16 protein-coding genes, 2 pseudogenes, 1 riboswitch and 1 other annotated feature are annotated in these 23,495 nt (G+C 34.5%); of the genes and pseudogenes, 13 read left to right on the top strand and 5 right to left on the bottom strand.

Annotated features, from left to right (window positions below):
* Window positions 1-33: 33 nt before the first annotated feature.
* The 5 genes from BWGOE10_RS12840 (at window position 34) to BWGOE10_RS12820 (ending at window position 10,249) form a co-directional block, all read left to right on the top strand.
* Entirely contained in the window at window positions 34-7,194 is a 7,161-nt protein-coding gene (locus BWGOE10_RS12840) for an amino acid adenylation domain-containing protein (RefSeq protein ID WP_070142553.1), read from the top strand.
* On the top strand, window positions 7,191-7,415 hold the full coding sequence (locus tag BWGOE10_RS12835; RefSeq protein ID WP_000184075.1) for an MbtH family protein: 225 nt from the start codon (window positions 7,191-7,193) through the stop codon (window positions 7,413-7,415). Before BWGOE10_RS12840 ends, BWGOE10_RS12835 begins: the two co-directional genes overlap by 4 nt.
* On the top strand, window positions 7,415-8,857 hold the full coding sequence (locus BWGOE10_RS12830) for an MDR family MFS transporter (RefSeq protein ID WP_070142555.1): 1,443 nt from the start codon (window positions 7,415-7,417) through the stop codon (window positions 8,855-8,857). Before BWGOE10_RS12835 ends, BWGOE10_RS12830 begins: the two co-directional genes overlap by 1 nt.
* Window positions 8,858-8,921: 64 nt before the next feature.
* A complete protein-coding gene (gene sfp, locus BWGOE10_RS12825; RefSeq protein WP_070142557.1) occupies window positions 8,922-9,677 on the top strand; it encodes a 4'-phosphopantetheinyl transferase Sfp in 756 nt (251 codons plus the stop codon).
* A 29-nt stretch (window positions 9,678-9,706) separates the two neighbouring features.
* Window positions 9,707-10,249 carry a cold-shock protein gene (locus BWGOE10_RS12820; RefSeq protein ID WP_070142560.1) on the top strand — a complete coding sequence of 181 codons (543 nt, stop codon included), beginning with the start codon at window positions 9,707-9,709 and terminating at the stop codon, window positions 10,247-10,249.
* Between the two features lie 43 nt (window positions 10,250-10,292).
* On the opposite strand, the gene BWGOE10_RS12815 is transcribed toward BWGOE10_RS12820, so the two are convergent.
* The gene (locus BWGOE10_RS12815; protein ID WP_001043908.1) at window positions 10,293-10,565 is read right to left on the bottom strand and encodes an HU family DNA-binding protein; all 273 of its coding nucleotides are present in this window, start codon (window positions 10,563-10,565) and stop codon (window positions 10,293-10,295) included.
* 205 nt (window positions 10,566-10,770) lie between these two features.
* Here BWGOE10_RS12815 and BWGOE10_RS12810 point away from each other — a divergent pair.
* Together BWGOE10_RS12810 and BWGOE10_RS12805 are read left to right on the top strand one after the other, a co-directional pair.
* Window positions 10,771-11,538 (top strand): annotated as a pseudogene (locus tag BWGOE10_RS12810) (DUF3891 family protein).
* Window positions 11,539-11,552: 14 nt separating this feature from the next.
* Window positions 11,553-12,077 (top strand): DinB family protein, encoded by a 525-nt coding sequence (locus BWGOE10_RS12805; RefSeq protein WP_070142562.1) that lies wholly within the window; start codon window positions 11,553-11,555, stop codon window positions 12,075-12,077.
* A gap of 263 nt (window positions 12,078-12,340) precedes the next feature.
* Here the strand turns inward: BWGOE10_RS12805 and BWGOE10_RS12800 are convergent, their stop codons facing one another.
* Together BWGOE10_RS12800 and BWGOE10_RS12795 are read right to left on the bottom strand one after the other, a co-directional pair.
* Window positions 12,341-13,708 (bottom strand): alanine/glycine:cation symporter family protein, encoded by a 1,368-nt coding sequence (locus tag BWGOE10_RS12800; RefSeq protein ID WP_070142564.1) that lies wholly within the window; start codon window positions 13,706-13,708, stop codon window positions 12,341-12,343.
* Between the two features lie 107 nt (window positions 13,709-13,815).
* Window positions 13,816-13,936, bottom strand: a riboswitch (glycine riboswitch).
* Window positions 13,937-14,149: 213 nt separating this feature from the next.
* The gene (locus tag BWGOE10_RS12795) at window positions 14,150-14,725 is read right to left on the bottom strand and encodes a hypothetical protein (protein WP_070142566.1); all 576 of its coding nucleotides are present in this window, start codon (window positions 14,723-14,725) and stop codon (window positions 14,150-14,152) included.
* A 131-nt stretch (window positions 14,726-14,856) separates the two neighbouring features.
* Here BWGOE10_RS12795 and BWGOE10_RS12790 point away from each other — a divergent pair.
* The 4 genes and pseudogenes from BWGOE10_RS12790 (at window position 14,857) to thrS (ending at window position 19,506) form a co-directional block, all read left to right on the top strand.
* Window positions 14,857-15,200 (top strand): annotated as a pseudogene (locus BWGOE10_RS12790) (hypothetical protein).
* A gap of 221 nt (window positions 15,201-15,421) precedes the next feature.
* On the top strand, window positions 15,422-16,042 hold the full coding sequence (locus BWGOE10_RS12785) for a YdbC family protein (protein WP_070142570.1): 621 nt from the start codon (window positions 15,422-15,424) through the stop codon (window positions 16,040-16,042).
* Window positions 16,043-16,228: 186 nt separating this feature from the next.
* Window positions 16,229-16,936, top strand: coding sequence for a pseudouridine synthase (locus BWGOE10_RS12780; RefSeq protein ID WP_070142879.1), 708 nt, complete (start codon window positions 16,229-16,231; stop codon window positions 16,934-16,936).
* A 124-nt stretch (window positions 16,937-17,060) separates the two neighbouring features.
* Window positions 17,061-17,283: a binding site (T-box leader), on the top strand.
* A 303-nt stretch (window positions 17,284-17,586) separates the two neighbouring features.
* On the top strand, window positions 17,587-19,506 hold the full coding sequence (gene thrS, locus BWGOE10_RS12775) for a threonine--tRNA ligase (protein ID WP_070142572.1): 1,920 nt from the start codon (window positions 17,587-17,589) through the stop codon (window positions 19,504-19,506).
* 164 nt (window positions 19,507-19,670) lie between these two features.
* Here thrS and BWGOE10_RS12770 read toward each other — a convergent pair whose 3' ends face one another.
* Both BWGOE10_RS12770 and BWGOE10_RS12765 read right to left on the bottom strand, forming a co-directional pair.
* Window positions 19,671-19,889 (bottom strand): helix-turn-helix domain-containing protein, encoded by a 219-nt coding sequence (locus BWGOE10_RS12770; RefSeq protein ID WP_002168434.1) that lies wholly within the window; start codon window positions 19,887-19,889, stop codon window positions 19,671-19,673.
* Between the two features lie 10 nt (window positions 19,890-19,899).
* Window positions 19,900-20,382, bottom strand: a complete 483-nt coding sequence (locus tag BWGOE10_RS12765; protein ID WP_070142574.1) for a DUF2975 domain-containing protein — start codon at window positions 20,380-20,382, stop codon at window positions 19,900-19,902.
* Between the two features lie 389 nt (window positions 20,383-20,771).
* Here BWGOE10_RS12765 and BWGOE10_RS12760 point away from each other — a divergent pair, with 389 nt between their 5' ends.
* Window positions 20,772-21,539, top strand: coding sequence for an ABC transporter ATP-binding protein (locus BWGOE10_RS12760; RefSeq protein ID WP_070142575.1), 768 nt, complete (start codon window positions 20,772-20,774; stop codon window positions 21,537-21,539).
* A gap of 12 nt (window positions 21,540-21,551) precedes the next feature.
* The gene (locus BWGOE10_RS12755; RefSeq protein WP_070142577.1) at window positions 21,552-23,435 is read left to right on the top strand and encodes an ABC transporter permease; all 1,884 of its coding nucleotides are present in this window, start codon (window positions 21,552-21,554) and stop codon (window positions 23,433-23,435) included.
* Window positions 23,436-23,495 lie beyond the last annotated feature (60 nt).

The raw sequence follows: 23,495 nt of genomic DNA, 5'->3' as shown, positions 1-23,495 counted from the left end.
CAAATAGACTACATAATAAAGGGGTAGTAAAGAATGCCTAACAGTCAAAAGATTCGTCATTCGTTATCATCTGCGCAGTCTGGTATGTGGTTTGCGCAACAATTAGATCCGCTTAGTCCGATTTATAATACTGGGGAATATGTAGAAATAAACGGAACAATTAATCAAGAAATTTTCGAATTAGCTGTACGTAAAGTGGTAACAGAAGCAGAAGCACTTCATGTTCGTTTCGAAGAGGATGAAATTGGCCCATGGCAAGTTATTGAGGAATCGTCAAAGTTTCATATGCATTTTATTGACGTTCGTAAAGAAAAAAATCCTGAAGAAGCTGCTAAAGTATGGATGAAAAATGATTTATCTATGCCTGTGGATTTAAAAGAGGATAAATTATTTACTGAAGTACTTATTCAAGTTGAACATAATCGTTTCTTTTGGTATCAGCGCATCCATCACATTGTGATGGATGGTTATGGATTTTCACTTCTTAGCCAAAAGGTAGCGAATGAGTATACATCACTTATAGAAGAAACAAACAAGAATGAAAAGCCATTTGGCTCTCTTGCAAAAATTGTACAAGAAGATAATGAGTATCGTGAATCTAAACAATTTCAGGAAGATCGTACTTTTTGGTTAGAGAAGTTTGCAGATGAACCGGAAGTTGTAAGTTTGGCAGAACGAGCGCCGAGAACATCAAATGGATTTTCACGAGAAACTGCTTATTTATCAAATTCTAGTACGAAAACTTTACTAGAAGATATCAATATTTCGTTAACGAGTTGGCCCGAATTTGTTGTAGCTGTAACAAGTATTTATATGCATAAGTTAACAGGTGCAAATGATATTGTTTTAGGTTTGCCAATGATGGGGCGTCTAGGCTCTGTATCCATTCATACACCAAGCATGGTAATGAATTTAGTTCCACTGCGTCTCACTGTAGCTCCAAATATAACTTTTGCAGAATTAATACAGCAAGTTTCTAAAGAAATTCGAGACGTACGTCGTCATCATAAATATCGTCATGAGGAATTAAGAAGAGACTTGAAGTTACTAGGTGAAAATCAAAGATTATTTGGGCCGTTAGTGAATGTTATGCCTTTTGATTATGGGCTTAACTTTGCTGGAAATCGTGGTATTACACATAATTTATCAGCAGGACCTGTCGATGATTTATCGATAAATGTATATAAACGCTTCGATGAAAATGAGTTAATGATTCATTTTGATGCGAATCCGGAAGTATATAATGGTACGGAACTAGCATTGCATAAAGAAAGATTTATGAATCTATTAGAATTAGTGATAAATAATTATTACAAAGACGAGCCGATTGGAAAAATAAACATTACTCTTCCTGAAGAAAATCATAAAGTTTTATTGGAATGGAATGAAACTAAAAAAGCTGAAGAGCTAATTAATCTACCTATATTATTTGAAAAACAAGTACAAAAAAATCCAAATAAAATAGCAGTTACTTGTAACGGGATAAAACTTACGTATAAAGAGCTAAATGAACGAGCGAATGAATTAGCAAACTATTTAGTAGAAGAAGGAGTACAAGCAAATCAGTTTGTAGCCTTAGTATTTCAAAGATCAATAGAAATGGTAGTTAGTATGCTAGCAGTTTTAAAGGCTGGTGCAGCGTATTTACCAATAGATCCAGAATATCCAGCTGAGCGAATAAATTATATAGTAAATGATGCAAAACCAGTTTGTATCATCACACATTCATCTGTTTCATCTACTTTAGTAATAGAAAATGATATGAAAAAAATCGAATTAGATAGTGAAGAAATGAAAATAGCGTTAAAAACATATTCTCCTATGAATATACCATTAAAAAATGATGAGTCACTTTTAAACCCAGCTTATACAATTTATACTTCAGGCTCAACCGGAAATCCAAAAGGTGTAATTGTTCCTATGAAAGCTTTAAGTAACTTTTTATTGGCCATGGACGATATGTTTTCATTACATGAAAACGATCATTTATTAGCAGTTACAACATTTGCGTTTGATATTTCTGCTTTAGAAATTTATTTACCTCTTATTAGTGGTGCAAGTATAACAATTGCTCAAAAAGAGGTAATTCAAGAGCCTTCTGCGTTAACTGCATTGTTACAAGAAGAAAGAGTGACAATTATGCAAGCTACACCGACGTTATGGCAGGCGTTAATAACTGAATATCCAGAGAGGCTACAAGGGCTAAATGTGCTCGTTGGTGGTGAAGCGCTTCCGGCCCATTTAGCAAATGAATTAAAAGAATTAGGTTGCTCTATAACAAACTTATATGGACCAACTGAAACGACAATTTGGTCTACTGTCATGAACATTGATGAAAATGAAATTGGTATACCTCCTATTGGAAAGCCGATTTGGAATACAGAAGTGTATGTATTGGATGCCGGGTTACAACCAGTTCCACCTGGAGTAATTGGTGAATTATATATTGCAGGGGAAGGACTTGCGAATGGATATTTAGGAAAACCAGAGTTAACAGCTGAACGGTTTGTTGCAAATCCTTATGGAAAACCAGGGGAGCGTATGTACCGCACAGGTGATCTTGTGAAATGGCGTAACGATGGTGTTTTAGAGTACGTTAGTCGCGCGGATCATCAAATTAAAATTCGCGGTTTCCGAATTGAATTAGCTGAAATTGAAACGGTATTACAACGACATGAAAATATTCAACAAGCGGTAGTAATGGTACGAGAAGATCGCCCAAATGATAAACGAATCATTGCGTATATCGTTGCCGAAGAGAAGGAACCAATTAATCTTTCGGAAATTCGTTCTTATGTTTCAGAAAGTTTAGCGAATTATATGGTACCATCGGCATTTGTTTTGTTAGAAGAATTACCATTAACGCCAAATGGTAAGGTTGATAGAAAGAAATTACCTGCTCCTGATTTTAATGGAATGGACAATGAGAGAGTTGCTAGAAATCCGAAAGAAGAAATACTATGTGATTTATTTGCAGAAGTACTTGGTGTATCGCGAATTAGCATTGATGATAATTTCTTTGAAATGGGTGGTCATTCGCTTCTTGCATCTCGTCTAATGGTAAGAATTCGTGAAACTTTAAGTGTGGAATTAGGAATAGGGAAGCTATTTGAATCGCCAACTGTTGCTGAATTAGCGAAACAATTGGATCGTGCAAAAAGCGCAAGACCAGCTATTAAGAAAACTGATAGACCAAATGAAGTTCCACTTTCATTTGCACAGCGCAGGTTATGGTTCTTAAATTGTTTAGAGGGTCCAAGTCCTACTTATAATATTCCGTTAGTCATTCGTATGTCAGGAGAATTGAACGAGGAAGCACTGCAAGGTGCCTTTTATGATGTTGTTGAAAAACATGAAACACTTAGAACGATTTTCCCGAATTCACTTGGTAGTTCATATCAAAGAATTCTAGAAATGGATAAATTGAATCTAAAAATGATCATAACAAAAACATGTAAGGATGAATTAGAAAGTGCACTGTCTGAAGCTGTAAGATATAGTTTTAATCTTGATATCGAACCAGCAGTTCGTTTACAACTTTTTAAAGTGAGTGACAACGAACATGTATTACTAATTCTTTTACATCATATTGTAGGAGATGGATGGTCATTACAACCATTAACGAGAGACTTTACAGTAGCTTATAAAGCACGATGTCAAGGTGATAGTGTTCAACTAGAAGCCCTTCCAGTTCAATACGCAGATTATTCACTATGGCAACAGCAACTACTAGGTGATGAAAATACACCAGAAAGTCTTATTTCAACACAATTAGATTTTTGGAAAGAAGAGCTAAAAGGTTTGCCAGATCAAATGGAGTTACCTACAGATTTTCAGCGTCCAATTGAAACGAGTTATCGTGGGGAAACAATTCATTTTCATATAGATGAAGGTATGCATAGTAGGTTAGTAGAGCTCGCTCGTAAAAATGGAGTTAGTTTGTTTATGGTGTTGCAAGCAGGACTAAGCGCTTTATTTACGAGATTAGGTGCTGGTACTGATATACCAATGGGTAGTCCAATTGCCGGAAGAAATGACGATGCGCTATCAAATATAGTTGGTTTATTTGTAAATACATTAGTGTTACGTACAAATACATCAGGAGATCCAAGTTTTAAAGAGCTATTAAATAGAGTGAAACAGGTAAATCTGGCAGCTTATGAAAATCAAGATGTTCCATTTGAACGACTCGTTGAAGTGTTAAACCCAGTACGTACCCGAAATAGTCATCCGCTGTTTCAAGTTATGTTAGCTTTCCAAAATACGCCTGAAGCGACGTTTGATGTCCCGGATTTAGAAGCGAGCCTTGAAATTCAAAGTGTTGGTTCTGCAAAATTTGATTTAACATTTGAAATTAGCGAGAGTAACGGAGTTGATGGTACTTCAAACGGCTTACACGGATTGCTAGAGTTTAGTACCGATTTATATAAACGTGAAACGGTTCAAAAACTAATAGAACGATTCATTCTGTTATTAGATGATGCAGCGAAACATCCTGATCAATCAATTGGTAGATTAGAAATATTAACTTTAGCAGAGCGAAATACAGTTTTAGAAAAGTGGAATGGTGGTTTTCAAATTGTACCTGAAATGACATTGCCACAATTATTTGAAAAGCAGGCTCATGTAAATCCAAATTCTATTGCTGTCGTCTTTGAAGATGAAAAGCTAACTTATGAAGAGCTAAATAGAAAAGCGAATAAAATAGCTCGTTTGTTAATAGCAAAAGGAGTCGGTCCTGATCAACTCGTTGCTTTAGCGATGCCGAGATCTTTAAATATGGTTGTGAGCTTACTAGCTGTTCTGAAAGCTGGTGCGGGATACCTTCCGTTAGATCCGGATTATCCGTCAGATCGTATTTCATTTATGCTACACGATGCGAAACCATCATGTGTTTTAACAAATTCAGATGTGGAAATTGAATGTGATGGAGCACTAAAGATTTTAGTTGATGATGTGAACGTAATAGAAGAAATTGAGAAATATAGTGAAGACAATATTGATGAAATGGAGCGCATTAAGCCGTTATCTCCTTCACATATTGCTTACGTTATTTATACGTCAGGCTCAACAGGTAGACCGAAAGGCGTTATGATACCCCATCAAAATGTAGTAAGACTTTTAGGAGCAACTGATCATTGGTTCCAATTTGACGCAGACGATGTGTGGACGATGTTCCATTCATACGCTTTTGATTTCTCGGTTTGGGAAATTTGGGGACCTTTATTATATGGAGGGCGTCTAGTTGTAGTACCACATACTGTAAGTCGCTCGCCAAAAGAATTTTTACAGCTTCTTGTTAAGGAAAAGGTGACTGTTTTAAACCAAACTCCATCAGCGTTCTATCAATTGATGCAAGCCGATCGTGAAAATGAAGAGATTGGTCAAAAATTATCTTTACGATATGTTGTTTTTGGAGGAGAAGCACTTGAACTAAGTCGATTAGAAGATTGGTATAGTCGTCATCCTCATAACTCACCGAAGCTTATTAATATGTACGGTATAACGGAGACGACGGTACATGTTAGTTATATTGAATTAGATGAGAGCATCGTCTCTTTACGAGCAAATAGTTTAATCGGGTGCAGTATACCGGATCTTAAAGTATACGTATTAGATAACTATTTACAACCGATGCCACCTGGAGTAGTTGGAGAAATGTATGTTGCAGGTGCAGGACTGGCTCGTGGATATTTAGGAAGAGCAGGATTAACTGCTGAACGTTTTATCGCAGATCCATTTGGTAAGCCAGGTACAAGAATGTATCGTACAGGAGATCTAGCGCGCTGGCGTCAAGATGGGACGTTAGATTATATAGGACGTGCAGATCATCAAATTAAAATTCGTGGATTCCGAATTGAATTAGGGGAAATAGAAGCGGTAATAATGAAACATCCTAAAGTTGAACAAGTAGCTGTTATTGTCCGGGAAGATCAACCAGGGGATAAACGATTAGTTTCTTATATCGTCGCATCAAATAATGAAACGATTGATACGAATGAAATGCGTCAGCATGCTGGAGGTAGTTTGCCAGATTATATGGTTCCATACGCTTTTGTAGTAGTAAAGGAGTTACCTTTAACTCCAAACGGTAAATTAGATAGAAAGGCATTGCCAGCTCCAGAATTTATTGCGTCATCTTCTAGCCGCGGACCAAGAACACCGCAAGAAGAAATGTTATGTGACTTGTTTACAGAAGTTTTAAGTGTGTCTCAAATTGGAATTGATGACGGATTCTTTGATCTTGGTGGTCATTCACTTCTTGCAGTGCAACTTATGAGTCGTATAAAAGAGGCACTTGGAGTTGAACTAAATATTGGAACTTTATTTGCAGCACCTACTGTTGCAGGGCTTGCTGAAAGACTTGAAATGGGGAATGGTCAAAGTGCACTTGATGTGTTGCTTCCATTACGAGCAAGCGGAGATCAATTACCACTATTTTGTGTACATCCAGCGGGTGGATTAAGTTGGTGCTATGCAGGACTTATGAAATCTTTAGGAACAGATTATCCAATCTATGGTGTACAAGCACGTGGTATCGCTGAAAACGAAGAACTTCCAAAAAGCTTAGAGGAGATGGCGGCGGATTATTTGAAACACGTTCGTGAAGTACAGCCTCACGGACCGTATCGTTTACTCGGTTGGTCGCTTGGAGGAAATGTTGTTCATGCAATGGCGGCGCAACTTCAAAATGAAGGGGAAGAAGTAGAAATACTCGTTATGCTTGATTCGTATCCTGGTCACTTCTTACCGAATACGGAAGCACCTACTGAAGAAGAAGCGTTAATCGCATTACTTGCTTTAGGTGGATATGATCCAGATAATATGGATGGTAAACCACTAACTATGGAAAGTGCGGTTGCAATACTTCGCAAAGATGGAAGTGCATTAGCAAGTCTTGAAGAAGGGACTATTTTGAACTTGAAAGAAACATATGTAAATTCGGTAGGGTTGTTAGGGAAATACGTACCGAAAGTTTATAACGGGGATATTTTATTCTTTAGATCTACTGTTATACCAGACTGGTTTGATCCTATTTCTCCAAATACGTGGCTAAATTATTTAGACGGGGAAATCGTGCAGCATGATATTGATTGTAGACATAAAGATTTATGTCAGCCAGGGCCGCTAACAGAAATTGGACAAGTGCTAGCGAAATATTTACAGAATAAGAAAGGGGTAAATAGAGTATGACGAATCCATTTGAAAATGATAATTACACATATAAAGTATTAATGAATGAGGAGGGCCAGTATTCTCTCTGGCCTGCCTTTCTCGATGTACCAATTGGATGGAATGTCGTACATGAAGAAGCTAGCAGACAAGTTTGCTTAGAATACGTTGAAGTTAACTGGAATGATTTAGAGCCGAAAAAAAATCAAATTAGCGAAAAAATATTAGTAGGAAAACAATAATGAAAGTAAAAATAAATCCAAAAGTAGTTGTAAGCATCGTTTATATAACAGCGATGTTTATGGCTGCGATGGATGCAACAATTGTGAATGTAGCACTGCAAACGATAAGTAAAGAACTACAAGTGCCCCCATCTGCAATGGGGACAGTGAATGTTGGGTATTTAGTTAGCTTAGCTGTTTTTCTTCCGATTTCTGGTTGGTTAGGCGATCGCTTTGGTACGAAAAAAGTATTTTTAACTGCCCTTTTCGTTTTTACAATTGCATCTGCATTATGTGGAATTGCGAATGATATTACTTCATTAAATATTTTTCGTATCATTCAAGGTGCTGGTGGCGGGCTTTTAACACCAGTCGGGATGGCGATGTTATTCCGAACATTTTCACCAGAGGAAAGACCAAAAATTTCTCGATTTATTGTACTTCCAATTGCTGTTGCACCAGCGATCGGACCAATTATTGGTGGTTTCTTTGTAGATCAAATGTCTTGGCGCTGGGCATTTTATATTAATCTACCGTTTGGTATCATTGCGTTGCTATTTGGACTTCTATTTTTAGCAGAGCATATTGAAAAATCAGCTGGTCGTTTTGATTCTATCGGTTTTGTTCTTTCAGCACCAGGTTTTGCGATGCTCATCTATGCACTTAGCCAAGGACCATCAAAAGGTTGGATTTCTCCAGAAATAATAAGTACTGGGATAGCTGGGATTGTGTTCATTACATTGTTTATTATTGTAGAACTGAAAGTGAAGCAACCGATGTTAGATTTACGCTTATTAAAAGAACCGGTCTTTAGAAAAATGAGTCTTATTTCGTTGTTTTCATCAGCTGGTTTACTAGGAATGTTATTTATTTTTCCACTTATGTATCAAAATGTAATAGGAGTTTCCGCGCTGGAATCAGGTCTTACGACATTCCCAGAGGCGATTGGATTAATGATTTCTTCACAGATTGTACCATGGTCGTATAAGAAATTAGGCGCTCGAAAGGTAATCTCTATTGGATTAATAAGTACAGCGGTAATATTTGTTTTATTAAGTTTTGTAAATCATGATACGAATCCATGGCAAATACGGGCACTATTGTTTGGCATAGGTATTTTCTTAGGTCAATCTGTCGGTGCTGTTCAATTTTCTGCTTTTAACAATATTGCACCACCTTCTATGGGTAGAGCAACTACTATATTCAATGTGCAAAATCGATTAGGATCTGCCATAGGAGTTGCTGTTTTAGCTAGTATACTATCTGGTTTTGGAAGTAATAACGTACAGAATAACGCACAATCAGATTTCTTACCATATCAAGCGGCATTAATTGGATCAGCACTATTTTTACTTATAGCATTACTATTTTCTTTACGTATTTCTGATAAAGAGGTAATGTCAAAGAAGAATAAAAAGCCGTTATCTGTATTACAAAAAGAGAAAGAAGTTGTAAATGAATGAGTTGCACCATGCTAATACTCTTTTGAAATAAAGTGATATTGGCATTTAAAAGGAGAGAGTTTACATGATAGAGAGTAAAGTTGTAGATTCTGTACCAACTTTGAATGAGAATGATTGTCAAATATGGTGGGCAAGAATTTCAGATTTGCAATCATGGCATTACAATTTGCTAAATGATGTAGAGAGAGAGAAAGCAAATTCATATCATCATTCGGTAGATCGTGCACGTTTTATAATAGGTTGCGTAATTAGTAGGTTAGTTCTTGGAAAGATACTTTCTATGTCGCCAGTTCAAGTGCCGATTGATCGAATGTGCCCGGTATGTAAGTTACAACATGGTAGGCCGCAATTACCAGAAGGTATGCCACAATTATCCGTTTCACATTCGGGTGAGTGGGTTGTCGTTGCATTTACAAAATCTGCATCTGTCGGTGTTGATGTTGAACAAATGAATCCAAATGTAGATGTTATGAAAATGGCAGAGGGCGTATTAACAGACATTGAAATAGCACAAGTTATGAAATTACCTGATGAGCAGCGACTAGAAGGATTTTTAACATTTTGGACTCGAAAAGAAGCAGTGCTGAAAGCGACAGGTGAAGGACTATTGATTCCACCAGTAGAAATTACTGTATCAGCTCCAAATGATCCTCCTAAATTGTTGGTTTTTAAGGATAAACAAGAGTTAGCAGAAAATACAATGATGGAAGATGTAAGACCTAGTTTAGATTATATGGCTTCCATTGCAATATTTAGTAAAGAAGTAACTGAAATTACGCAGTTAGACGCGGTATCGCTATTAAATTATAAATCAATTTAATAAAATATTTTATAGAAGAGGTGTTCCTCATGTTAGTGGCGGAAAATAGAAAAAACGAATTAACTTATAATGTACAAGCAATTAAAAATATTTTATTTTCTGGAGATACATCATCTATTCTCGCTTTAGAAAAGCTTTTGAATGATACAGTTCAATTTGATGTTCTAGAACAAGAGGTAATAGATAGACAGCATATTCCGAAAGAAGCAAAGAATTTCTTTGATAAAAACGGAACATTTCTTTATCGCGTATCTAATGTTAGTTATAAAGGTAAGGTGTTATCTGAAAATCTAATTTTTGCAGACACTTCGTTTTTACCGGATACAATAAAGAGTGAATTAGAGAGTGGAAATATTCCTGTTGAAAACCTTATAGAAAAGATGGAAGTAAGAAGAAACGTATTATATGAAGGATATCAGCCATCTGGAAATATTATCGAATTGTTTGATGGATGTTCTGTTACGGCGAATGTTTATCCAACTAGAAAATATCAAATTGTAAGTAACTGCAAATGTGTATTTTATATTTGTGAAGTGTATCATGCAGAGAATATAAAGGAACTGCTTAAATAAGAAATAAACAAGAAACCAGCCTATAAAATGGCTGGTTTCTTGTTTATTTTACAGCTTCTTTTAATTCTTTACCTGCTTTAAATGCTGGAACTTTACCAGCAGCGATTTGAATTTCTTCGCCAGTTTGTGGATTACGTCCTGTACGGGCAGATCTTTCACGCACTTCAAAAGTTCCAAAGCCAATTAATTGCACTTTATCGCCAGATTGTAATGCGTTAGCAATTGTGTCAAATACGGATTGTACAGCTGCAGAAGCATCCTTTTGAGAAATATCAGCTGTTTGTGCCACATTTTTAATTAATTCTGTTTTATTCATGTTTTCACCTCATAAAAAATTTTTTAGAATGAATGTTTTAGTATAATGGTTAGTAAAGATAAAGCTAACTTTGTGATTAGAAAGAATGCTGTATATTTATGTTAATTTCGTTGAAAGAAACTGAATCCCTGCAAATTAAAAGGAATTTATTAAGAATTGATGCATACGACAAGTTATAATATGAAGATGAGGGGGGAGTATACGGATGATTTTTCGTGAAAAGAATGAGAAAGAAAGTATATTAATTCGTCAACATGATCATGGTTTTTTAGCTGATGAGATTGCAAGCCATATAAAAGAAGATGTTTTTGAAGATAAAACATACTAAAAAGAGACAATTGATGCAATATACGAACATGATAGAGGATGGATAGAGCTTGATAAAGTACCAATTTTGAATGATGCTAAAAATATTCCGTATACATTTATGGATTGTCCAAGTTCATTACGATTTGTTTTTTATACGATTGGCTTGAATGAAATTGAAGATTCTAATCCATACGGGGCGCTACTTTGTAGTAAGCACTTTTTATCATTTCCATTAAATGAGGAAAATGAAGAGATGATGTCTTTTTATAAACATGAATTGGAACGACAAAAAAGAATTTTGAAAACGTTAACAAAAGAACAATATGCGATGTTCGATAAATATTATAGATTATTAAAGTTTTGCGATGAACTTTCTTTATATGTATGTATGAATAAACCTGGTGTAAAAAAGAAAGATGAAATTGATTTATTTAAAGAGGGTTTTGAAGGAACAGAAATGTTTAATAGTAAGGGGGAGAAGCCTATTCAAGCTAAATGGGTGGACGAGGAAACAATTCAAATTACACCGTTTCCATTTAAAACGGAATTTCATACGTACGTAAAATATAAAACTATAAATAAACATGAAATGAATGAAAAAGGGATTGTAAAAGCTGATAGAGAATCGGAAATGAAGAAGCAAAACATTCGTTTCATACAATAAGGAGGCGATTTAAATTGAAAGATTATATGTTAAAGCAGTTTGATTACCATGCTTGGGCTAATACACGATTATTCAATCGACTAAAAGAGTTACCAAACTATGAGACAATTTTTAATGAACAGATACAGAGTGTATTTCCATCAATTAAGGATACTTTTGCGCATATTTATATTACAGATCAAGTGTGGTTACACATATTACATGGCAGTAGTATGAGTGAAGCAATACAAAATCGTGAAAAATTTAAAAAACAAATCGATACAAAATCGCTAAATGAATTAGAAAAAATGTTTATAAATATGGCTAATCAGTATAAAGAATTTCTAAGTACACAACAAGATGTAAATGCTGAATTTGTTATCAAGAATCCATATGCAGGGACACTAGATACTTCAATTTTAGAATTAGTGCAACACGTCGTAAATCATGGTACATATCATAGAGGAAATATAACAGCAATGATTCGTCAACTTGGTCATTCGTCGACTATGATGGATTTTGTACTGTATTTACATATGGTTCAGAAGGATGGGGAGTAATATAGTTTGAAAAAAGAATGCTCATTATATTATATATGAGTCATTCCTTTTTTGATAGATTAACTGTGGCTTTAAAATAAAGTTATACCGTTTAAAGAAAGCGTTATTTATGTTAATCATGAAGGAATATTCTTAAACTAACAGTTGTGTTTGTTTAAGTGGACAATAATTAAAACCCACACATTTTTCAAAATGTGTGGGTTTATTCTATATACAATCGATATTTGTAATGAAATTTGAACGGATTTTATTTCAAGCAAACATTAACTTGCCTGTTTTTTATTGCGTTCTTTTAATTTCTCTGCTTGTAAAAACCGATTTGTTTCAGCGACAACTACACCACTTAATCCAATTAGACCAATTAAGTTTGGAATCGCCATAAGTCCATTTGCAATATCAGCAAATGTCCATACAACACCTAACTTTAAATTAGCTCCAATAGCTATCATAACGATAAAGATTGCTTTATAATATCGTACAGCACCTTGTCCAAATAAATAAGCTACACATTTCTCACCGTAATACGACCATCCTAATATAGTAGAGTAGGCGAATAATATAATGGCGATACCGAGAATCATACTACCAGCAGTACCGAATACAGATTGGAATGCTAATGTTGTAGCTTCAACGCCGGTTTTACCAGATTTCCATGCACCTGTTGTAATTAATACAAGACCAGTAATTGTACATACAATAAATGTATCGAGAAAAGTACCAGTCATAGAAACTAAAGCTTGTTTTGCAGGTGAATCTGTTTTGGCAGCAGCCGCAGCAATAGGAGCACTACCTAAACCAGCTTCGTTCGCAAATACACCGCGCGCCATTCCTATTTGAATAGCTGATGCAACTGTTGCTCCAATAAAACCACCAGCAGCTGCAGTACCATTAAATGCACCAGAAAAAATAAGTGAAAATGCTTCTGGAATTTGATCAAAGTGATAGAAAATAATAATAAGACCAGCAATTATATAAAAGAAAGCTTTAATAGGAACGATAAATCCTGTCACTTTCCCGATTTTTTTTACACCACCTAAAATAACGATAGCGATTAAGAATGACATGAATATACCAGTTAATGCAGGAGGGAAAGAGAAGTTGATTCGCATTGCCTCTGCAACTGAATTAGATTGAACCATATTACCGATACCGAAAGAAGCAGCTGTGCCGAATATAGCGAATAAAACAGCCAGCCACTTTTTCCCTAAACCACGTTCTAAATAATACATTGGTCCACCAGAGTATTCACCATTTTCATTACTAACACGGTATTTCACCGCAAGGATTGCTTCGGCATACTTTGTTGCCATTCCGAATAAAGCAGTAATCCACATCCAAAAGATTGCGCCGGGTCCACCAATCGTCACAGCAGTTGCGACACCTGCTATATTTCCCATACCAATCGTTGCAGCCATAGCCGTCATAAGTGCTTGGAAGTGACTAATATCTCCAGAAGATGATGTATCCTCTGATTTTTTAAAAGCTAGTTTGTGAGCGTATATTAGTTTACTAAACTGTAAACCTTTTAAGCGCACTGTGAGAATGATACCAGTTCCAACGAGTAGCAACAAAGTTGGCAACCCCCACACATACTGATTAATTTGTTCTAATACTTTACTTACTGTCTCCATCTTTATTCTCCTTTTTTAGAAAAAATAAAAACCACTTCAAGTAAATGAAATGGTCTCTGGAGAAACAAGGAATAGAAAAATAAACCGATACAAATCGGCATTTTCTTTCGCTTGTCTCTGTCCTTTTTACCTGAGAGATTATCCGCTAAAATAGCGGATTTGCTCCTTCGGCGCTCGTTTTCCTCCGCGCTATTAAAAGCGAGAGGGAGTCTCTCCAGAGATTCGTCCCCATGCAGTTCTACTTGTAACCAAGACCTGAGAGTTTCAAAGTTGGTTTAACAACTTTTTGCCCCGTCGGTAGATCAATAGACCTTCTCCTGAATGGTTCATCCGAATTATAAAATTAATAACTTAAACGCATTGATTATAAATCAATAAAAATATTATAGACAGACAAAATGAGAATTGCAATCATTTTTTATTTTAAAATAGTAAACAGTTTTATTTTTTAGAAAGTCCTAATTTATCTTCAATTTCATTTAAAGTAGATAAAGCGATGACAATATGTTGATCCGCAAGCCCTAAAGCCTGTTTTGTCTCTTCAATTATTTCATTGGCTGGAGTAGAATTATTGTATTTATCAATAATTAAATCTGCTGCATTTTTCATGAAGTTTGATGCAGCTTTAAACTGAGTTGTGAATTGGATTAGTTGTTCTTGTATATGTATATCTGTTATGTTTTCTTCAATTTTTATCGTGTCTATTTCTTTCATAATTGTTTCATATTGCTTGGAAACAGCACTCATTGTAACTAATAGCTTATTTCTATCTACTGCATCTCCATTCGTGTTAATCTCTTCCCAGGCGGGCAACCAATCTTTCTCAATGATGTCATTATAGTTAGTAGTTAATTCATTAATTTTAGGTTGTAATTTAGCTTTAAAAGTTTTTGTATCCACTGTTTCTACAGTTACTTTTTCGTTGTTATTTTTAACATTAGTTACGTAGAAAATCGTACCGAAAATGATGAAAATAAAAATAACAACTGTCCATTTAGTAAAAAATAATTTCTTCAATATGTAACGCCTCCAAAAATAAAAACTTATAATTATAATATATAACAATAATGTTGTTTTAAATAGTGAAAATAGGTTAGAAGAGATTTGAATTACATCTTTTCTATACATAAATAATTAAAATTAGTAAAATGATGAAAGTAATATGTGAGAAAGGGGATTTTTAGTGAAAATGAATAAAAGAAAACTAGTTTCAAATAGTGCAACGGCTATGTTATTGGTTGGTTTATTTGCACTCATATATATGAATAAAGAATCTAAAATTGAAGATTTTCCAGTACCAATGTCAGCAATACATATTAACGATGATAATGAAGAGGATTATAAATATATAAGTGTAATGCCTATTACGAATGCAGGTGGATGGGAGAACTTAGGTGAAAATGGGCATACTGTTAGTTTTAAAAAAGGGGAGCGAAATGTAACTATATTACATTATCCGGGAGAAATTACGTATTATTTATTTGAGCAATAGATATACAAGGGAGATAAGATTTAGATGTAATTCGTATAGGGCTACATCTTTTTTATATTCATAATTATTTGAAATGAACATAGATAGATGGTTTGATAGATATAGTGCTACAAAATGATTGTTTGTGTATTGTACAAAAGTAGAAACTGTAAGTTACTATAGTTTTGTTATGTAAACTAATTGTTGTAAGAGGGAGATTGTATTATAAGGGGGAACTAGAAATGTTACTAAAAACAATATTTTGCAAAGTGGAAGAAGAGAAAAGGGAGATGTTTGCGGCTGCTCAAGAAAAATGGCGTGATTTACAGCATTTAGATGGATTTAATGGACAATTTGGTGGGTGGAGTGAAGAGGAAGCATGTGTATTTACTTTATGGGCAGATAGAAATGCATATCAATCGTTTATGAATGATGCTCATGATACAATTTTTCTAAATAGTAATCAAGAAGGTACATATATTTCCTGTAATATCGAGATGTTTCAAGCGTTGTATGATATAACAGAAACGTCTATGAAAGATGTAATTACACAAGGAGCATTTGTAAGAGTTGCAATTTGTGATGTAAAGGAAGAAAAGGAAAAGCAATTCTTACATAAGCAAGAAACAATTTGGAATAAAGGAATGGAAAATGCAAAAGGGATGTTAGGTGGCGTTATTGGGAAGTCTTTAAAAACTGAAAATCGTTACATAGTGTTAACTTATTGGAAAGATGAAATGGCGCATCAAAATTATGTAGAAGAGATTTTCCCTGAGTTGTATAAACTAGCTAATATTCATGAAGATTTAGAAGATATAAGAAGTAAACAAGCTGTATGTAAGGAAGAGTGGCTTGTATATTAAGTGTACAAAACGTGCATAAATGAATGTATAATAATGATATTTTCTTATAAATGAGTAATTAATAGAAGACGTTATATACCCTTTCATGTTAATATATTTAAGTTATAATAGGAGGCTTACCCTTTTGTATTGTACGGTAGAAGCAGTGTGAGCTTGAAATTTTTTTTAGAAAAGGATGTGCCTAATTTGCGTATCAATAAATTTATTAGTGAAGCTGGAAAAGCGTCTCGACGTGGAGCAGATAAATTAATTAATGAGAGAAGAGTAATTATTAACGGTAAGGTTGCAAAAATTGGTGACCAAGTAAATCCAGGTGATGATGTGCGCGTAAATGGAGAGCAACTTCGTATTGCTCGAGATCACGTATATATCGCTTTAAATAAACCAGTAGGTATTACATGTACAAGTGAAAAAGCAGTAAAAGGTAATATTATCGATTTAGTGAATCATCCTTTACGAATTAGTCATATTGGACGTCTTGATAAAGACTCAGACGGTTTAATTTTGTTAACGAATGATGGCGATATTGTTAATGAGATTTTACGTGCTGAAAATAAACATGAAAAAGAATATATTGTTTCAGTAGATAAACCGATTACATCGGAGTTTTTAGAGAAAATGGCAGCAGGTGTTAAAATTTTAGATACAAAAACTCTTCCTTGTGAGATTACACAGTTATCAAAATATGAGTTCAAAATTATTTTAACACAGGGGCTAAATCGTCAAATTCGCCGTATGTGTGAAGCTTTAGGTTATCAAGTATATACGTTAAAACGTACGAGAATTATGAATATTGAATTGAATAATTTACCGGTTGGACAGTGGAGAGATTTATCGAAAAAAGAGAAAAAACGCCTATTTTCAGACTTAAATTACGAACCACAAGATTGGTAATAAAGAGAAGGGGAAACCAAAAGTGGATTTTTGGTTTCTTTTTTATTAATGAAAAAATATTTTTTAAACACTTGCAAAAATAAATTGAATAAGATATAGTAAATAACAATTAATGGATGTACTTATAAAAGCAAAGAAAAGGACACAAGTTATTTTACCCGGTTATACAGAGAAGGAAGGAAAGCTGAGAACTTCCTAACGCAGAAAAATAACTTACCACCTTAGAGCTGCACTGGGGAAATTAAGTATCTAGTGCCGTGTAAGCGACGTTACCGCAAAAGAAGCCATCGTCTTTTTTCGATGGGAATCTGGGTGGAACCACGGATATAAGCATATTCGTCCCTATATTTAGGGATGAATATGCTTTTTTTGCATTCAATTTTATAATAAGCGAAGAAAAGGACACGAGTTATTTTACCCGGTTATACAGAGAGGGAAGGAAAGCTGAGAACTTCCTAACGCAGAAAAATAACTTACCACCTTAGAGCTGCACTGGGGAAACAAAGTATCTAGTGCCGTGTAAACGACGTTACCGTAAAAGAAGCCATTGCATTTAGTGATGGGAATCTGGGTGGAACCACGGGTAAAAGCACGCTCGTCCCTATATTAGGGATGAGTGTGCTTTTTATTATGAAATGGAGAGATGAAAAATGAAAGAACAGATGATCGAAATTAAATTTCTAGATGGTAGCGTGAAAGAATTTGTGAAAGGAATTACTTTAGAAGAAATTGCTGGATCCATTAGCAGTAGTTTAAAAAAGAAAGCAGTTGCAGGAAAAGTAAACAATCAATTTTTTGATTTACGCCGAAACATTGAAGAAAATGCGGAAGTAGAAATCATTACTATAGATTCAAATGAAGGTGTAGAAATTGCAAGACACTCCGCTGCACATATTTTAGCTCAAGCTGTAAAAAGAATGTATGGTGACATAAACCTGGGTGTAGGGCCTGTTATTGAAAATGGATTTTATTATGATATGGATCTTCCGAGTAGTGTAAACGTAGAAGATTTACCGAAAATCGAAAAAGAAATGAAAAAGATTATAAATGAAAATGTAAAGATAGAACGAGTTGAGGTCTCACGAGAAGAGGCAAAAAAACTGTTTAAAGAAATGAACGATCACTTGAAATTAGAACTTTTAGAAGCAATCCCTAATGGGGAAAGTGTAACACTATATAAACAAGGTGAATTTGTAGATTTATGTAGAGGACCACATTTACCGTCAACAGGCTATTTGAAAGCATTTCAATTAACTAACGTTTCCGGTGCATATTGGCGAGGTGATAGTAATAATCAAGTGCTTCAGCGTATATATGGCGTTGCATTTGCTTCACAAAAAGAATTAGAAAATTATTTGCATTTTGTTGAAGAGGCTGCGAAGAGAAATCATCGAAAATTAGGTAGTGAACTTGAATTGTTTATGTTTTCGGAAGAAGCTCCGGGCATGCCGTTTTACTTGCCGAAAGGACAGATTATCCGCAACGAATTAGAAGCATTTTTAAGAGAAATTCAAAAAGAGTACAATTATCAAGAAGTGCGTACTCCATTTATGATGAATCAAGAATTATGGGAGAAGTCAGGACACTGGGGACATTATAAAGATAATATGTATTTCTCAGAAGTGGATAATAAAAGTTTTGCATTAAAACCGATGAACTGCCCTGGACATATGCTTATGTTTAAAAACAAATTGCACTCTTATCGTGAATTACCGATTCGCATGTGTGAGTTCGGTCAAGTACATCGACATGAATTTAGTGGCGCTTTAAACGGATTATTAAGAGTTCGTACTTTCTGCCAAGATGATGCTCATTTATTTGTAACTCCAGAACAAATTGAAGATGAAATCAAATCAGTAATGGCGCAAATTGATTACGTATATAAAACTTTTGGATTCCAGTATGAAGTAGAGCTTTCTACTCGTCCAGAAGATTCAATGGGTGATGATAAGTTATGGGAGCAAGCAGAAGCAGCATTAGCGAATGTATTACAATCATTAAATTATAAATACAGACTAAATGAAGGTGACGGTGCATTTTACGGACCGAAAATTGATTTCCATATTAAAGATGCTTTAAATAGAAGTCATCAGTGCGGAACAATCCAGCTCGATTTCCAAATGCCAGAGAAATTCGATTTAAATTATATAGATGAGAAGAATGAAAAGAGAAGACCAGTTGTCATCCACCGAGCAGTTTTAGGATCTTTAGATCGCTTCTTAGCAATATTAATTGAGCACTTTGGAGGCGCGTTCCCAGCGTGGGTGGCACCAGTTCAAGTGAAAGTAATTCCAGTTTCAAATGCAGTACATGAACAATACGTAAATGAGGTTGTAGATAAATTAGCACAAGCTGGCATTCGTGTTGAGCAAGATATGCGAGATGAAAAATTAGGATATAAAATAAGAGAAGTGCAAATGCAAAAAGTTCCTTATGTTCTTGTTATTGGGGATAAGGAAATGGAAAGCGAAGCTGTAAATGTACGTAAATATGGTGAAGAGAAGTCAGAAGTTGTTGCGCTAGATGCGTTTGTGGAAAGTATGAAAGAGGAAATGAAAAACAGGAAATAGAGATTGATAATAAAACATACCATTTATATGTAATACTGAATTTAAAGTAATTAAAGATAAATTAAATAACAATAATAAATGCAGAGAAGGGATAGCTTAATCGCTATCCCTTCTCTGCGTTTCACAATTTAATCCCATTGGTTGAAGAAAGTTGTTGTCGGTTTTTATTGAGTGTATTCGTCGCTTTTGTACTCCAAAATATCACCTGGTTGACAATCTAAAGTCTTACATATCGCTTCTAATGTTGAAAAACGAACCGCTTTTGCTTTCCCATTTTTCAGAATGGAAAGATTCGCCATCGTAATCCCGACCCTCTCCGAAAGCTCCGTTACGCTCATTTTTCGTTTTGCTAACATCACATCAATATTAATAATAATTGCCATATCCTCCACCTCAGACCGTTAAATCATTTTCTGATTTTATATTAATAGCTTCTTGTAAAAGTCTTTGGAGAACAGCAGCAAAAACGGCGATTACCATAGAGGCGAAAATGATGGTCAATCCGATTGGTATGAAACTTGGAGGATCAATTTTTTTCGCCATGAGATAGTAGAGTGGCATACCTAGCAAGTACAAGGTACTGATCGTGATGGCACAGTATTTTATATTCTTTAAAGCGTTTACCGATAATTCCGAGAACGCTTGGTTTTTATCAATATAGCTTAAAAGTTTAAAAGCTTGATACAGAGCAAAGTAAAAAGGTATCGCTGCCGCATACATATCGATTAAAATGAGAGATTTCATATAAGCAATATCTGGATACAATTCTCCAGCAAAATTCCCGATCTTAGGCACCAAAAATATGCACAATGCAAGAACTGGGATTCCTATAAAAATAATAGCTAGCTTTAAAAAGAGTGTCGTAACTTGTTTCATAAAAAGCACCTCGATTATTTAATGTCAACATGATTTTATCATATAATTTATCGTTTAACAATAAAATTGTGTTGTTTTTTATTATGTTATTATTGTTATTGAAATATCCTTTTAATTTTAACAAAAATAAAAAGTATTTCTCATTACAAAGAAATGCTTTTATGAAGTTGTGTGTTTTCTTGTTTACCTTACAAAAATGTAAGGTAAATGTAAGGGAAATCGAAGGAACGAGTTTTAGAAAAGTGAGAATATGAAAGAGGAAATAGGTTCATTCTACTTATATATCTATTTTTGTTAGAAAAATTAAAAAATTCTTAAGGATTTACATGAGAAAAAGATAAGAAAAATGTGAGAAATTAATTTTATACAAAAGGGATGGAGTGAAAGAGATGTCAACAAATGTAGTTACTGTGGAAAGTGTAGAAAAAACGTACGGAAAAAGGAATGAAAATCAATCCAAAGCATTAAGGGGTGTTTCATTAAGTATTAAAGAAGGAGAGTTTGTAGGGATTATGGGTCCTTCTGGATCTGGTAAAACGACATTACTAAATGTGATTAGTACACTTGATCAAGCGACAGGTGGTAGTGTAACAATAGCTGGCACAAATATTACTTCTATGAAGGGGAATGCATTATCAGATTTTCGTTCTCAAAAATTAGGATTTATTTTTCAAGATTTTAACTTACTAGAAAATTTATCAATTTATGAAAATATCGCTTTACCACTTTCTTTGCAAGGTGTACCGTCAAGTGAAATTACTGGGAAGGTAAATGGAGTAGCAAAGAAATTAGGGATTACTGAAATTTTAACAAAATATCCGACTGCTGTTTCTGGTGGACAAAAACAAAGAACAGCGGCAGCACGAGCTTTAGTACATAATCCGGCAATCGTATTAGCAGATGAACCGACAGGAGCGCTTGATAGTAAAAATGCAAAAAGTTTATTAGAAGCGATGCAAGATTTACATGAAAATCACAATGTAAGTATTTTGATGGTAACACACGATGCATTTAGTGCGAGTTATTGTGAACGTATTTTATTTATTCAGGATGGACTTCTTTATAAAGAGTTAAATCGTCAAGGAACACGAGAAAATTTCTATCAAGATATTTTAGGTGTGCTTGCCCAAATGGGCTCAGCAACTGAGTCGAAGTAAGGGGGCGAGACTATGTTATTCAAATTATCACGTCATAGTATGAAAAAAATGTTAAAGGATTATATGGTTTTACTTATTGGTCTAGTCATTAGTATTAGTATTTTTTACATGTTCCAAACGATGGCGATGAATAGTGAATTTACAAAAGATAATAGTCTCATTAGTAGTATTAGGCTCGTCTTCTGGGTTGGTGCAATATTGCTTTCTTTCATTACAGTTTTTTACATCATATATGCCAATTCTTTTTTACTTACATTAAGAAGAAAAGAACTCGGTATGTACATGATGCTTGGAGCGAAAAAGAAAAAAGTAGCGCAATTATTATTTATTGAGACTTTTGGTATGGGTATTGTCAGTATTATTATCGGTATTTTAGTAGGAATAATACTTGCTAGTGTAGCAGGAAATTTTTTAATGAATGGAATGGAAATTTCAGCAAAAGGTAATTACGCATCTGTATACACACCAGCTATATTAGTTACATCTATTTTCTTCTTAATATTATTTTTCATTACTGGTGTAATGAATAGTTTCCGATTATTACGTAAAACAGAATTAGAGTTAATACGTGAAGACGAAACGCAAGATGAAGTGAAGAAAAGTAAAACTCGCACAGTTATTATGACAGTACTAGGTGTATTGCTAGTAAGTACAGGATACTATTTTATGGTAAATATAAAAATGTTTGCTGAACTAGGATTTATAATAGCGACAATTGTTACGACAGTAGGAACGTATTTCATTTTTAGCTCGTTACTCCCACTTTTTGTAATGAAAATTAAGGGGAATAAAAAACGAAATGAAACGGGATTAAATAGTTTTACTTATGCACAATTACGTTTTCGAGTAACTAGTTTATCGAGAGTACTAGGCACTGTAGCGATGTTAATTGCATTAGGTGCAGGTGCCATGACAGCAGGTATGGCGTTTCAAAAGAATGTAGGCATTATGACAGACTTCTCACGTGTATATGATGTCGTAATTCATGATCCAAATGAACAAGATAAAGCAGCATTAAAAGAAATGGAAATTGTTGAAGAAAGTAAGTATAAGTATAAAGTAGATGGAGAAGCGGTTTATTACTTACGTAACGATTTAACTGCTAAACCGCCACTTGTTTCTGATCACTTTGATACAAAGACTTTGAAAGAACCTGCTCGTAAACGTGTGACTGAACCTTTAACTGAACCTGTCTATTCTGCTTTGGAAGCTCCTGAGGTAGCGAATAAGCTTCCTCGTATGCCAAAAGATTGGGAAGATGCGGTTGTAAGAGAAATACAAATTACACATAATCAATTTAACGGAAAACCTGTAAGAATTGCAGATGAAGAGCGTTATAAAGGAATTCAAGGAACAGAACATACTGTAACATTAGCAAAAGTAGATGATATGAAAAAATATAAACCATTGTTGCTCGATATAGATAAGAGACAAAAAGAATTAATTGAAAAAACAACAGGCGCAAAAGTAGAACTATATACGAAAATGACAATTTATCAGTTCATGAACAGTTTCATGAGCGGAACAATGTTTATGGGGTTTTTCCTTGGAATTGCGTTTTTAGCAATGATGGCGAGTTCCCTTATGTTCAAAATATTAACAGGCGCTTCTCGTGATGTACGCCGTTATGAAATGCTACGAAAAATCGGTGTGAGACGTAGTATGTTAACAAAAAGTATATATAAAGAAATCTCATATTTATTTATATTCCCAGCAATTATTGGAATTTCCCACGTGTTAGTAGGGCTTAACTTATTCAGCTTTATATTAGTTGACCCGTTTGTAAAAGTGTGGATGCCAATAGGAATATTCATAGTAATTTATTTCATTTATTATTGGATTACTGTCCAACTTTATAAAGGTATGGTAATGCCGAAAGAAGAGATAGCGAAATAGGAAAACAATGGAGTCCTTGTTATGAAAATAAGGGCTTTTTTCTGTGCTTGTGATACATAA

The sequence above is a fragment of the Bacillus mycoides genome, assembly GCF_001757995.1.
GTDB classification, from domain to species: domain Bacteria; phylum Bacillota; class Bacilli; order Bacillales; family Bacillaceae_G; genus Bacillus_A; species Bacillus_A mycoides_B.
This window is presented reverse-complemented; position numbering and strand designations above follow the sequence as displayed.